At 63.0% G+C, this 13,605-nt stretch carries 12 protein-coding genes; 9 read left to right on the top strand and 3 right to left on the bottom strand.

Annotation, left to right across the window (positions count from 1 at the left end; translation table 11 throughout):
* Nucleotides 1–129 precede the first annotated feature (129 nt).
* The 3 genes from DY467_RS04705 (at nucleotide 130) to DY467_RS04695 (ending at nucleotide 2,634) form a co-directional block, all read left to right on the top strand.
* Nucleotides 130–387, top strand: a complete 258-nt coding sequence (locus DY467_RS04705) for a type II toxin-antitoxin system Phd/YefM family antitoxin (protein ID WP_164634257.1) — start codon at nucleotides 130–132, stop codon at nucleotides 385–387.
* Nucleotides 388–613: 226 nt separating this feature from the next.
* Nucleotides 614–1,276 (top strand): hypothetical protein, encoded by a 663-nt coding sequence (locus DY467_RS04700; protein WP_164634255.1) that lies wholly within the window; start codon nucleotides 614–616, stop codon nucleotides 1,274–1,276.
* Between the two features lie 179 nt (nucleotides 1,277–1,455).
* Nucleotides 1,456–2,634: a hypothetical protein gene (locus DY467_RS04695; protein WP_164634253.1), complete on the top strand. Its 1,179-nt coding sequence runs from the start codon at nucleotides 1,456–1,458 to the stop codon at nucleotides 2,632–2,634.
* A gap of 128 nt (nucleotides 2,635–2,762) precedes the next feature.
* Here DY467_RS04695 and ahcY read toward each other — a convergent pair whose 3' ends face one another.
* The 3 genes from ahcY to DY467_RS04680 all read right to left on the bottom strand — a co-directional run bounded on the left by ahcY (nucleotide 2,763) and on the right by DY467_RS04680 (nucleotide 7,022).
* Nucleotides 2,763–4,172 carry an adenosylhomocysteinase gene (gene ahcY, locus DY467_RS04690; protein ID WP_107345696.1) on the bottom strand — a complete coding sequence of 470 codons (1,410 nt, stop codon included), beginning with the start codon at nucleotides 4,170–4,172 and terminating at the stop codon, nucleotides 2,763–2,765.
* A 237-nt stretch (nucleotides 4,173–4,409) separates the two neighbouring features.
* Nucleotides 4,410–5,606 carry a methionine adenosyltransferase gene (gene metK, locus DY467_RS04685; RefSeq protein WP_107345697.1) on the bottom strand — a complete coding sequence of 399 codons (1,197 nt, stop codon included), beginning with the start codon at nucleotides 5,604–5,606 and terminating at the stop codon, nucleotides 4,410–4,412.
* A gap of 63 nt (nucleotides 5,607–5,669) precedes the next feature.
* A complete protein-coding gene (locus DY467_RS04680; protein ID WP_164573095.1) occupies nucleotides 5,670–7,022 on the bottom strand; it encodes a hypothetical protein in 1,353 nt (450 codons plus the stop codon).
* Nucleotides 7,023–7,233: 211 nt separating this feature from the next.
* On the opposite strand from DY467_RS04680, the gene DY467_RS04675 reads away from it, so the two are divergent.
* The 6 genes from DY467_RS04675 (at nucleotide 7,234) to DY467_RS04650 (ending at nucleotide 13,465) form a co-directional block, all read left to right on the top strand.
* Nucleotides 7,234–8,544, top strand: a complete 1,311-nt coding sequence (locus tag DY467_RS04675) for a UDP-glucose dehydrogenase family protein (RefSeq protein ID WP_164634251.1) — start codon at nucleotides 7,234–7,236, stop codon at nucleotides 8,542–8,544.
* A gap of 274 nt (nucleotides 8,545–8,818) precedes the next feature.
* Nucleotides 8,819–10,000, top strand: coding sequence for an ABC transporter substrate-binding protein (locus DY467_RS04670; RefSeq protein WP_164634249.1), 1,182 nt, complete (start codon nucleotides 8,819–8,821; stop codon nucleotides 9,998–10,000).
* Nucleotides 10,001–10,168: 168 nt separating this feature from the next.
* Entirely contained in the window at nucleotides 10,169–11,041 is an 873-nt protein-coding gene (locus DY467_RS04665; RefSeq protein WP_164634247.1) for a branched-chain amino acid ABC transporter permease, read from the top strand.
* 3 nt (nucleotides 11,042–11,044) lie between these two features.
* Complete coding sequence (locus DY467_RS04660; protein ID WP_164634245.1) at nucleotides 11,045–11,989, top strand: branched-chain amino acid ABC transporter permease; 945 nt, start codon at nucleotides 11,045–11,047, stop codon at nucleotides 11,987–11,989.
* Nucleotides 11,986–12,768, top strand: coding sequence for an ABC transporter ATP-binding protein (locus DY467_RS04655; RefSeq protein WP_164634243.1), 783 nt, complete (start codon nucleotides 11,986–11,988; stop codon nucleotides 12,766–12,768). Before DY467_RS04660 ends, DY467_RS04655 begins: the two co-directional genes overlap by 4 nt.
* Nucleotides 12,761–13,465 carry an ABC transporter ATP-binding protein gene (locus DY467_RS04650; protein ID WP_164634241.1) on the top strand — a complete coding sequence of 235 codons (705 nt, stop codon included), beginning with the start codon at nucleotides 12,761–12,763 and terminating at the stop codon, nucleotides 13,463–13,465. Before DY467_RS04655 ends, DY467_RS04650 begins: the two co-directional genes overlap by 8 nt.
* Nucleotides 13,466–13,605 lie beyond the last annotated feature (140 nt).

The following is a 13,605-nucleotide window of genomic DNA, read 5'->3' as shown; positions in this document are numbered from 1 at the left end:
GCGGGAAGGGGCGGAAGCCCATAGGCGGCGGGCTATTCCACCAATACGGATGGCTCCTGCCCACGACTTGACCGCAATCGTTCCGCTGCGCACTCTGGCTCGCAATCCTAGCTCCAAAGAACCACGCAGATGATAGAGCACCGTTGGTCGATGCAGGATGCGAAGAACCGCTTCAGCGAGCTGGTCGAGGCCGCGCGGCGCAATCCGCAGACGGTCACCAAGCACGGCGAGCCTGCCGTCCTCGTGATGGACGTGGCGGAGTTCGAGCGGCTGCGGCGACTCGAACACACGCCGGCGCCGTCGTTCTCCGAACTACTGCTGTCGATGCCGAAAGACGATGGAGAATTTTCGCGCGGCGCCGTGCGAAGCCGCGATCTCGATCGCTGAAATTCCTGGTTGATCCGCTCCGGTCGTGACGCGCAACGTGTCGAACTTCGCGCGCCGACAAGCGCAGCCCTGATTGATCCGTTTGGCGGCAGGGCGAGTTAGCGAAGGCGTAACCCGCCGAACAGCGGCAGCGGCTTGCCTTAAGGCAATGGCGGATTACGCTGCGCTAATCCGCCCTACGGGCTGGTAGACGTGCGGAAAACGAGCATCGGGGTTGGGGGGCAGAATGCACGAGGAAGATGCGCGTCAAATACGCCGGAAATCGTGGTGCGCTGAGCAATTAGAGTTTGTCCATCGCCTTTGTACAAAGGCGCTGGTTCTTTCGCCATTCGGTGTTGTCGTGGTGTTTTCTGTAGTGGCGGCGTCTGCGCGCATTTTCCAGCCTACCGCGATCAATTTGGGTTTTCCGCGATTGCTATGGAAGCAACGCCAGTTCATGGCGGGGCGCCTGGACCACGGGCACATCGAGGTGCTTTTTGCGACTTTTGACGTCGTCGTTGCAATTATTGTGTTCCTGGGGGTTGTTCGAGTGCTGACTGGAGTGTTTTCGAGTGATGCAATTCGAATTGCCGGCGAGAGGCTTGAAGCGTGGAAGTCTGGCGGGCGGTCGACTCTGTCGTTTATCTTTGCCGCGCTAATGCTTGGGCCGTTTGCGACATTCGCGTCGTTGAATTTCGAAATGGCAATGTCGGTCGATTCGCTTCGGTCGCTCTCGATTGCATTTCCGGGAGGATTTGTTTGTCTGATGGCGTTTATGTTTTGTGGTGGCGTCTTATTTTCAACAGAGGCCGGTATGGCGCTCGTTTACCTAGTCTCATGGTTGATTCGTACGCTCAATAGGCAAGTCGCTAGATTGCCCCGGAGAGAAGGAGCGCATGGGAATGGTTAATTCGTAGAGCGGCTTAGCCGAAGGCGTAACCCGCCGCACAGTCACAGGCCTCATCTCGGAGCAATGGCGGATTACGCTGCGCTAATCCGCCCTACGGGCTGCACGAGACGTCGATCATAAACGACCTCTTCCACTAATGAATTCTAATCACCCTTCTCCTGCATCCACTGGCGATTATTATGGCAGCACCTGATATTCCGAAAGAGCAAAAACCTCGCCACACCATCGTTGTCTGCAAATCATCTGCCAGCGCTATTTTTGAGGCTGGTCAGCAGATCGTTATGAATTTTGAAGGCGAGCCCGGCACATTCAGCGTGACGTTTTGGACCGAATACGGCGGAAACTATGAAATCCCAGTTCCGCAAAAACTCTGTGCAGAGGGGCGGGGCTTAGCTCATAGCTTGGAAGACGCAGCCGAACGATTCGCAAATGCTGCCAGAGTCGGGAGTGACATTCTTTCCCTCGTCGCGAATGCCGACCTCGGAGCACTGCATCCAGAGCTGGTGTTCGACGCCTCCCTAGACGATGACGAACATGATTTCTTGCAAATCTTCGTTCCGGATCCACCGCTTCGTGCGGTGCCAAATCGTCGGATAAACGCGACGGACGCCACGGCCGTGAGCAGAGCGCTAGCGGCCCATTCTGACCTTGCAAGATTGAGGCGGGCCGTTGGACAATATAGCATTGCATTGAGCCTATGGAATCCAGGAAACGAGATCCAATGTTTGGCCCATTTGTATATGGGCATAGAGTCACTCACAAAGGCCGCACTGCGGCAACATCTTGCTGTTCATGGCCTTCGTGAAGATCAGCTTATTCAAGAGTGGAAGATAGATAGGAAACAGCTAGATGCCGAAGTGAGGCGGCGGCTAATTTTCCTTCAAGATCAAGAAACCTACAACAAAGCTAAAGCTGTGAGCGACGGCTTTGAGCATGGATTCCTTGACTACAATGACATGCGTCATCCTGCGCGCGACGTCATCGTTCGAACAGCTCGGTACTTGCGCCAAGCAATTATCGACACGCTAGGCATTGATGAAGACCTAAAAGCCCGATTGCGAAGCATCGACGAACCGCGGGGTCCAATTAATCTCATTCGGTATCTTCGTGGCACACTATCCGGCAAGGCAGATCGCCTCGCTGCACCAGATCAGCGCTACCCCATCATGCAATGGCGTTCCAAGCTTGAGACCGTCCTCAGGGGCAAGGATGGAAAGTACAGCTTCACACCCAGCGAGCAGTTTACTCCCAGACTGGGCGATGGTGTTACGTTTTCTCCATCTCGCTTAGACATTTGGGACGGCAGCTCGATAGGAGAATCGACACCCCGAGCACTAGACTCCCCAGAAGGAGGCTAGCCGAACTGAGGGGAAAGCAAGAACTGGTGGAAAGTAATTAGTTAAAAGTCAAAGCCCCGGATTGCTCCGGGGCTCCTCTATTTTCTGCTGGATGGCCGGGTCAAGCCCGGCCATGACGACTTTAACTATCAGTACCGATAGTGATCCGCCTTGAACGGGCCTTCGACCTTGACGCCGATGTAGTCGGCCTGGTCCTTGCGCAGCTCGGTGAGCTTGACGCCGATCTTGGCGAGGTGCAGGCGGGCGACCTTTTCGTCCAGCGTCTTCGGCAGCACGTAGACCTTCTTCTCGTACTTGCCCTGGTTCTGGAACAGCTCGATCTGCGCCAGCGTCTGGTTGGTGAACGACGCCGACATCACGAAGGACGGATGGCCGGTGGCGTTGCCGAGGTTGACGAGGCGGCCTTCCGACAGCAGCACGATGCGCTTGCCGTCCGGGAAGGTGATCTCATCGACCTGCGGCTTGATGTTGTCCCACTTCAGGTTCTTCAGATGCGCGATCTGAATTTCGTTGTCGAAGTGACCGATGTTGCAAACGATGGCGCGATCCTTCATCGCGCGCATGTGCTCGATCGTGATGATGTCCTTGTTGCCGGTGGCGGTGACGAAGATGTCGGCGATCGGCGCCGCGTCTTCCATGGTCACCACCTGATAGCCTTCCATCGCCGCCTGCAGCGCGCAGATCGGATCGACTTCCGACACCATGACGCGGGCGCCGGCCTGGCGCAGCGACGCCGCCGAGCCCTTGCCGACGTCGCCGAAGCCGGCCACCATCGCGACCTTGCCGGACATCATCACGTCGGTGCCGCGGCGGATGCCGTCGACGAGCGATTCACGGCAGCCATAGAGGTTGTCGAACTTCGACTTGGTGACCGAGTCGTTGACGTTGATCGCCGGGAACAGCAGCTTGCCGGCCTTCTCCATGTCGTACAGACGATGCACGCCCGTGGTGGTCTCTTCCGACACGCCCTTGATGTTCTTGGCGAGCGTGGCGAAGTAGCCCTTCGGCTTCTCTTTGAGGATGCGCTTGATCAGCGCGAAGAAGATCTCTTCCTCTTCCGAATTGTGCTGATCGAGGAACACGGTGTCGCCGTTCTCGGCGCGCAGGCCCTGATGCACGAACATGGTGGCGTCGCCGCCGTCGTCGAGGATCATGTTCGGGGTGCCGCCGTCCGACCAGTCGAACAGCTTGGCGGTGTAGTCCCAGTAATCCTTCAGCGTCTCGCCCTTGACGGCGAACACCGGGATTCCGGCAGCCGCGATCGCGGCGGCGGCGTGATCCTGGGTCGAGTAGATGTTGCACGACACCCAGCGGACGTCGGCGCCGAGCGCCACCAGCGTCTCGATCAGCACCGCGGTCTGGATCGTCATGTGCAGCGAGCCGGCGATCCGCGCGCCCTTCAGCGGCTGCTTCGGGCCGTATTCCTCGCGGGTCGCCATCAGGCCGGGCATTTCGGTCTCGGCCAGCGAGATCTCCTTGCGGCCGAACTCGGCGAGGCCGATGTCCTTGACGATGTAATCGGTGAACTTGGCGGTCATGCGGATGGGTTTCCTGATGTCTGTGTCAGTCGAACTGAGCACTACGAACTGAATCGGGCAGTTTGAGGCAGTGCGCCTCGTCTCCCTCGCCCCGCTGTTGCGGGAAGAGGGCCGGGGCGAGAGGCAGCCGCGAGGCTCGGCCTCGGTGAGAGGCCCCCTCACCCGGATCGCCGCTATACGGCGACCCGACCTCTCCCCGCGCGCGGGGAGAGGTTAGAGACGGTGGTATCGCTCTAGTTACACCGCACGCTTCATGGCGTCGGCAAGATCGGTCTTCTCCCAGGAGAAGCCGCCGTCGGCGTCCGGGGTGCGGCCGAAATGGCCGTAGGACGAGGTCCGGGCGTAGATCGGCTTGTTGAGGTCGAGGTGGGTGCGGATGCCGCGCGGGGTCAGGTCCATCACCTCGGCCACGATGGTCTCGAGCTTGTCCTCGGCGACCTTTCCGGTGCCGTGGGTGTCGATGTAGATCGACAGCGGGCGCGCCACGCCGATCGCGTAAGCGAGCTGCAGGGTGCACTTGTCGGCGAGGCCGGCGGCGACGACGTTCTTGGCGAGGTAGCGCGCCGCATAAGCGGCCGAGCGGTCGACCTTGGTCGGGTCCTTGCCGGAGAACGCACCGCCGCCATGCGGGGCCGCGCCGCCGTAAGTATCGACGATGATCTTGCGGCCGGTCAGCCCGGAGTCACCATCCGGGCCGCCGATGAAGAACTTGCCGGTCGGGTTGATGTGCCAGATCGTCTTGTCGGTGATCCAGCCGGCGGGCAGCGCCTGGCGCACATACGGCTCGACACAGTCGCGAACCTGGTTCGAGGTCAGATCCTCGACGAGGTGCTGATGCGACACCACGATCTCGCGGACGTATTGCGGCTTGCCGTTCTCGTACTGGATCGTCACCTGGCTCTTGCTGTCCGGGCCGAGCACCTTCTCCTTGCCGGAGTGGCGGGCTTCCGAGATCAGCCGCAGGATCTTGTGGGCGTAGAAGATCGGCGCCGGCATCAGGTCCGGGGTTTCGTTGGTGGCGTAGCCGAACATGATGCCCTGGTCGCCGGCGCCCTCTTCCTTGTTGGTGCCGGGCTGCAGCGCGTCGACGCCCTGCGCGATGTCGGCCGACTGCGGATGCAGCAGGATCTCGATATCGCAGGTCTTCCAGTGGAAGCCGTCCTGCTCGTAGCCGATGTCCTTGATGGCTTCGCGGACGACGTGTTCGATCTGCTCGTTGGTGACCGAGGCCGGGCCGCGGGTCTCACCGGCGATCACCACCTTGTTGGTGGTCGCGAGCGTTTCGCAGGCGGCACGGATCGCCCACGGATCGATCCCGGCCTTCGGCCCTTCGCGGTAGAACAGATCGACGATCTCGTCGGAAATCCGGTCGCAGACCTTGTCCGGATGGCCTTCGGACACGGACTCACTCGTGAACATATAAGACGCGCGCATCACCAACCCCTTGTCCGCCGGACCCCGGCGGTGTTTTCGTGAAAGATACCTATCCTGAGAGTGTCAGTCGCGCCTGCGCGAGATGACGTAGGATTCGTCGTTGAACCAGAGACCGCTGTGCTTGCGCAGAACTTCTCTGGTGGCTTCCAAGTACTGGCCGTCCCGGGTCACTTCCGTGAGCCGGTCGTCCTCGATCTGCGCGACATACACCGCGGCATTCCATGCTGCAAAGGCCGTCGAATTGCCGATCGGTCCGGTGACCTCATTGGGCAAAGCCTCCATATCGTAGCGAAAGATCGAGCGGTTATCGGCGTAGGCATTGAAGTTCAGGTCTCTACCAGCCGAGCCGAGCTCGTATTTGACCGCGCGCAACAATTCGTGGCGGCTGACCGAGAACGGGTTCTCGTCCGGCCAGATCGATTGGACGATTTCCAATCCGGGATCGTGGCCGTGGGAATGGATGCCGATCAGCCGGCCGCCGGGGCGCAGCGCGCGGGCCAGCGGCGCGATGATCCGCTTGGCCCGGAAGTTGACGGATGATTTCGCCCGGTAGGGCTGCGAGGCGATGATCAGGTCGAAATTGGCCTCGGTGCGGCCGGCGCGCGGGATCACCGCGTCGAGCAGAAAGCGGTGGTCCTCGCGGTACAGCACGATCGCGACCGGGCGCTCGTACACCGGCATCCCGGTGCGGGGACTGACATTGGCGCGCCAATTGTCCTGCAGGAACGGCGCCAGCTCGGCGATCTGGGTCTCGAACTCGCCCGAAGAGCCCCCGCGCAGCGCCACCTCGTGCCAGATCATCCCGGCGGCGGCCGCGGAGGACGCCGGGGTCAGCCAGGGCGCTTCGGCGTAGTTCATGTTGGTGAACACGAACACCGAGGCGGGGTGCTCGAACAGCCGGTCCGGCACCTTGTCGAGCGTCAGCCGCAGGTCCTCGACGCTGAGCTCCTTGCCGGAGACGTAGAACGGTATCTGGGGGAACCGCCCATGCATCGCGCGCAACACGCGCGCCAGAACCGTGCCATCCCCGCACCCCGCATCGAACACGCGCAGCGCGGGCGGGCGGGGGTGGATGTTCGCGAGCTCCAGCGCGACGCGGTCCGCCACCACCCGCTTTTCCCCGCAAGTGTGGACAAACAATAGATATTTCTGGCGGTTCTCGAAAAACCGGAAGTTGCTGCGCGGGTCCCGCCGCTCCAGCGGCACCACCAGCCCCCGCGGCGGCGGCGCAACGCCCAGCCCAGCAGCAACAAACGCCTCAATCCGCTCCAGAGTGTCCAAGGTGATGCGTTTGCCCTCGCGCAGCCGGTACACCAGCTTGCCGTCGTTGACCGCACGACGGCCAAACGTCGTCTCGGCCATCCCGGCCTGACGGCAATAGTCCGATATCCGGTTGAGAAGCTGGTCGTTATTCATGCAACGGCGGGGTGGGCAGCTCCACTTCGACGAAGTCCCATAGCACGCATTTCCCACCGCCGGAAGGGCGACGATGAGATGAGTACCATCGATAAATCGGTGCAAATCCGATTAAGCACCTAATAGTCTGTCATTGGGAAACAGCAATCCATCTGCTAAGAGGCGGGCGAACCCTGGCATGGCCGGGTAGCCTTACGGAACGGATTGAGCGATGCGCATCACGATGATCGGGACGGGTTATGTGGGGCTGGTGTCTGGGGCCTGCTTTGCGGACTTCGGCCACCGGGTGACCTGCGTCGACAAGGATGCCGGCAAGATCGCGGCCCTGCATCGGGGCGAAATTCCCATTTACGAACCAGGACTTGACGAGCTGGTCGCAGCCAACGTCAAGGCCGGGCGGCTCGACTTCACCACCGACCTGACCGCCCCGGTGGGCGAAGCGGACGCGGTGTTCATCGCCGTTGGGACTCCGTCGCGGCGCGGCGACGGTCATGCCGACTTATCCTATGTGTATGCGGCCGCAAAGGAAATCGCCGCCGCCCTGAAGGGATTCACGGTCGTGGTGACCAAGTCGACGGTCCCGGTTGGCACCGGCGACGAGGTCGAGCGGCTGATCCGCGAGACCAATCCCACTGCCGACGCGGCGGTCGCCTCGAACCCCGAATTCCTGCGTGAAGGCGCCGCGATCCGCGACTTTAAGTTCCCGGACCGGATCGTCATCGGCACCAATGACGAACGCGCCCGCAAGGTGCTGGGCGAGATCTACCGCCCGCTGTCGCTGAACCAGGGCCCGCTGATGTACACCGCGCGGCGCACAGCCGAGCTGATCAAATATGCCGCCAACGCGTTCCTGGCGACCAAGATTACCTTCATCAACGAGATGGCCGACCTCGCCGAGAGGGTCGGCGCCGACGTCCAGGATGTCGCTCGCGGTATCGGCATGGACAATCGGATCGGCTCCAAATTCCTCCACGCCGGCCCCGGCTTCGGCGGCTCGTGCTTTCCCAAGGACACCCGCGCGCTGGTACAGACCGCCCATGACCACGACGTGCCAGTACGGATCGTCGAGGCCGTCCTCGCCGTCAACGACAACCGCAAGCGCGCAATGGCCCGCAAGGTCTCGCACGCGCTCGGCGGCAACATGCGCGGCAAGACCATCGCGGTGCTCGGCCTGACCTTCAAGCCGGATACCGACGACATGCGTGAGGCGCCGTCGATCCCACTCGTCACCGGCCTCACCGACATGGGCGCCAAGGTGAAGGCGTTCGATCCCGCCGGCATGGCGCAGGCCAAGGCGGAGCTGCCGGATATCACCTATTGTGAAGACGCCTACGACTGCGCCAAGGGCGCCGACGCGCTGGTGATCGTCACGGAGTGGGTGCAATTCCGCGCGCTCGATCTGCCGCGGCTGAAAGCCGCAATGGCCCAGCCGATCGTCGTCGACCTGCGCAACATCTACCGCCCCGCCGAAATGGCCGAGCACGGCTTCGACTATCACAGCGTCGGCCGCGGCGACGCGTAGTTACGCCGCCGGCGCTGCTGATTTTTGTAGCGCCGGCCGCTGCCGCACGGCACCCGCCTCTCCGATCTCCATCCTGCTTGCTGATCGCGCCGCACCAGCGGCCGCGGTGGCGCGCGCTTGCGCAACACTATTGACCGACCGTTCGGTTAAGCTTTACGATCAGCAGAAAGCATAAGGTGCGATCGGCGCGGTCGGCGTCGTATACAAGGCACCGGGATTGGATCAGGCCAAGACGCTCGCAAGAAGCGCAGCCTGCAACGGAGGAAACAGATTCATGTCTCGCTACACGCATGTCCTGCGCAGCGTTGCCGTCGGCGCGACGGCTTTGGCGCTGTCCAGCTTCTCGCTGATGCACGGCGCATTGGCGCAATCCACCATCAAGCTCGGCTCGGTGCTGTCGATCACCGGCCCCGCGTCGTTCCTCGGCGATCCCGAGGACAAGACGCTGAAGATGTATGTCGACAAGATCAACGCCGCGGGCGGCGTCGACGGCAAGAAGATCGAACTCGTCGTCTATGACGACGGCGGCGACGCCAACAAGGCGCGCACTTTCGCCACCCGCTTGGTCGAGGACGACAAGGTGGTGGCGATGATCGGCGGCTCGACCACCGGCACCACGATGGCGATGATCCCGGTGTTCGAGGAAGCACAGATCCCGTTCATCTCGTTTGCCGGCGCGGTCGAAATCATTGATCCTGTCCGCAAATACGTGTTCAAGACCCCGCACACCGACAAGATGGCGTGCGAGAAGATCTTCGAGAACATCAAGGCGCGCAAATTCACCAAGGTGGCGATGATCTCCGGCACCGACGGCTTTGGTTCGTCGATGCGGGCGCAGTGCCTGAAGGTCGCGCCGAACTACGGTGTCAGCATCGTGGCCGAAGAAACCTACGGCCCGCGCGACAGCGACATGACGGCACAGCTCACCAAGATCAAGGCAGCTTCGGGCGTCGAGGCGGTGGTCAATCCCGGCTTCGGCCAGGGCCCGGCGATCGTCACCCGCAACTACGCGCAGCTCGGCATGTCGTCGACGCCGTTCTATCAGAGCCACGGCGTCGCCTCGAAGAGCTTCATCGAGCTCGCCGGACCCGCAGCTGAAGGCGTGCGGCTGCCCGCCGCCGCGCTGCTCGTTGCCGACAAGCTGCCGGACAACGATCCGCAGAAGAAGATCGTGACCGAGTACAAGGCGGCCTACGAAGACACCACCAAGCAGCCGGTCTCGACCTTCGGCGGTCACGCTTATGACGGCCTCTACATCCTAGTGGATGCGATGAAGCGGGCGAAGTCGGCTGATCCGAAGAAGGTGCGCGACGAGATCGAAGCCACCAAGGGCTTCGTCGGCACCGGCGGCATCGTCACCATGTCGCCGACCGATCACCTCGGCCTCGACCTGTCGGCGTTCCGGATGCTCGAGGTCAAGAACGGCGATTGGATGCTGGTAGCGCCGGGAAGCTGAGCAAAGTCGGATGTCATTCCGGGGGCGCGGGCACCCGTCCGCGAACTCGGATTCTCGACCTAACAACTTCTGGATTCCGGGTTCGCGCGTTTCACACGCGCCCCGGAATGACGAGAGCTCTGGGCGATCTGCCGCGCGTTCCATCGATCTGAAAGTCACTCCCGCGCCATGTCCGAACTGCTTCAATTCTTGATCTCGGGGCTGACGGTCGGAGCGGTGTATGCGCTGGTCGCGCTCGGCTTCACGCTGGTCTATCACGCCTCCGACGTCGTCAATTTCGCCCAGGGCGAATTCGTCATGCTCGGCGGCATGGTCACCGTGTTTGCGTACGCGGCTGGCGTGCCGCTACCGCTGGCAGCTCTGCTGGCGGTGATCGTCGCCGTGGTGGTCGGGCTGTTGCTGTATTGGCTGGCGATTGCGCCCGCGCGCGGCGCCTCCGCGGTGTCGCTGATTATCATCACCATCGGCGCCTCGATCCTGCTGCGCGGCGCGGCCCAGATCGTGTTCGATAAGCAATTTCACAAGTTGCCCGCCTTCTCCGGCGACACGCCGATCCACCTCTTCGGTGCGGTGATTCAGCCGCAGAGCCTGTGGGTGCTCGGCGGCGCAGCGCTGGTGGTGCTGACGCTGTACTACGTGATGGAGCGGACGCTGATCGGAAAGGCGGTGGTCGCCACCGCCGCCAACCGGCTCGCGGCGCGGCTGGTCGGCGTCAACGTTGCCACCGTGATGGCGCTGGCCTTCGGCGGCTCGGCCGCGATCGGCGCCATCGCCGGAATCCTGATCACGCCGATCACCCTGACCAGCTACGACGTCGGCACGCTGCTGGCGCTGAAAGGCTTTGCGGCCGCGATGCTCGGCGGCATGGGCAATCCGCTCGGCGCAGTGATCGGCGGCCTGTTGCTGGGCCTGCTGGAATCGTTCGGCGCCGGCTACGTGTCATCGACCTATAAGGACGCCATTGCCTTCATCGTCATCCTCGCCGTGCTGTTCGTCTCGCCGCAGGGGCTGGTCGGCCGTCGCACCGTCGAGCGGGTTTGAGTGATGCTGAACCTGTTCGGACGCCGGTCCGTCATTCTGGTCACGCTCGCCGTCGTGATGGCGGTGCTGCCGCTGCTGTTTCCATCGAGCTATTACTTTCGGGTCGCCTCGCTGGTCTGGGTGTCGGCGCTTGCGGCGATCGGGCTCAACATTCTGATGGGCAAGGCCGGCCAGGTCAGCCTCGGCCATGCCGGCTTCTTCGGCATCGGCGCTTATGCGGTGGCGATTGGGCCGGCGCATTTAGGCCTCAACGCGCTACTTGCGGTGCTGGTCGGCGCTGTGCTCTCCGCCCTGCTCGCCTTTCTGGTCGGCCGCCCCATCCTGCGGCTGAAGGGGCATTACCTCGCCATCGCCACGCTCGGGCTTGGCGTGCTGGTAGCGATGGTGATTACCACCGAAAGCGGTTGGACCGGGGGGCCTGATGGCATGCCGGTGCCGAAGCTCAGTCTGTTCGGCTGGCGCGTCTCCGGCTCGAACACCTGGTACTGGATCACGGCGGGGCTGCTGCTGATTGGCACCTGGTTCGCGCTCAACCTCGACGACACGCCCACCGGACGTGCCTTCCGGGCGCTGCACGACAGCGAGATCGCCGCGCGCACCGCTGGCGTGCATGTCGAACGCTTCAAGCTGCAGGCCTTCGTCATCGCGGCGGTGTACGCCTCGATCGCCGGCTCGGCGCTGGCAATGATGAACGGCTTCGTCAATCCGGATCAGGCGGGCTTCCTGCATTCGGTCGAGCTGGTGACGATGGTGGTGCTCGGCGGCCTCGGCTCGATCGTCGGCAGCATCGTCGGCGCCGCGGTGCTGGTGGTGCTGCCGCAGCTGCTGACGGTGTTTCAGGACTACGAGCATTTCCTGCTCGGCCTGATCATCATCGTGTCGATGATCTTCATGCGCGACGGCATGGTGCCGATGCTGGCAAAGCTGACCAGGAGGGCGCGGCGATGACGCTTCTGAAGGTCAGCGATGTCGGCATCGCATTCGGCGGCGTCAAAGCGATCGACGGCGTCGGCTTTGCAGTGGCGCCCGGCGAAATCCTGTCGATCATCGGCCCGAACGGCGCCGGCAAGACCACGCTGTTCAATGTCGTCTCCGGTATGTACGCCGCCGATCACGGCCGGATCGAGCTGGACGGCCGCGACGTCACCGGCCTGCCGCCGGACGAACTCGCCACCCGTGGGCTGTCGCGCACCTTCCAGAACCTGCAGATCTTCCACCGCATGACCGCCGCCGAGAACGTGATGGTCGGGCGGCATCTGCAGGAGCGCTGCAGCCTGTTTGCCGATCTACTGCGCCTGCCCTCGGTGACGCGGCAGAACCGCGCCACCCGCGCGGCAGCGCTCACGCTGCTCGATCAGGTCGGCCTAAGCGACGTCGCCGACGTCGCGGCGGGCTCGTTGTCGTATGGCGCGAGCAAGCGGCTGGAAATCGCCCGCGCGCTCGCCGCCGAACCGCGGGTGCTGCTGCTCGACGAGCCGGCAGCCGGGTGCAATTCGGTCGAGACCGAGGAAATCGACCGCCTGATCTGCCGCGTCGCCGACCAGGGCATCGCGGTGGTGCTGGTCGAACACGACATGAAGCTGGTGATGAAGATCTCGCATCGCATCCTGGTGCTCAATCAGGGCCGGATGCTGGTCGAAGGCACGCCCGACGAGGTGCGGCACAATCCGCTGGTGGCGGAAGCCTATCTCGGACGCCACGGCGCGCGGGAGGCGGCGCGTGCTTGAAGTGAAGGACCTGCACAGCGGCTACGGCCGGATCGACGTCCTCAAAGGCATCGGCCTCGAGGTGCGTGCCGGCGAAGTCGTCGCGCTGATCGGCTCCAACGGCGCCGGCAAGACAACGCTGCTGCGGGCGCTGTCCGGCGTGCAGCCGGTGTCCGGCGGAGAAATCCGGTTTCTCGGCCAACGCATCGACAAGCTGGCGCCGCACAAGCGCGTCGGCCTCGGCATCACCCAGTCGCCCGAGGGGCGCCAGATATTCGGCCCGCTCAGTGTCGCCGACAATCTCAGGCTCGGCGCTTATTTGCGCAAGGACGACGGCATCGAGGCCGACCGCGAGCGCATCTATGCGATGTTTCCGATCCTGAAGGACAAGCGCGACCAGCAAGCCAGCGGCCTGTCCGGCGGCCAACAGCAGATGCTGGCGATCGGCCGCGCGCTGATGGGCCAGCCGAAGCTGCTGCTCCTCGATGAGCCCTCGCTCGGGCTGTCGCCGATCCTGGTCGACCAGATCCTCGACGCCGTGGTGGCGATGCGCAACAGCGGCATCACCATCCTGCTGGTCGAACAGAACGCCGCGGCCGCCCTCGAAATCGCCGACCGCGGCTACGTGATCGAAACCGGCCGCATCGTTCACGCCGGCCCCGCCGCGGAGCTGCTCACCGATCCGAAGGTGAAGGCGGCGTATCTGGGGCTCGACTAACGGCAGGCGATAGGCACTCCGTCAGTCTCCCTCCCCCATACCGTCATTCCGGGGCGCGCGGAGCGCGAACCCGGAATCTGGAGCTGTTAAGCACCCGGCATCGCCATAACTCCTGGATTCCGGATTCACTCGCTTCGCGA

This window comes from Rhodopseudomonas sp. BR0G17 (genome assembly GCF_010907025.1).
Lineage (GTDB): Bacteria > Pseudomonadota > Alphaproteobacteria > Rhizobiales > Xanthobacteraceae > Rhodopseudomonas > Rhodopseudomonas palustris_H.
Note: the sequence above shows the minus strand (reverse complement) of the source record. Positions and strands in the feature narration are given on the sequence as shown.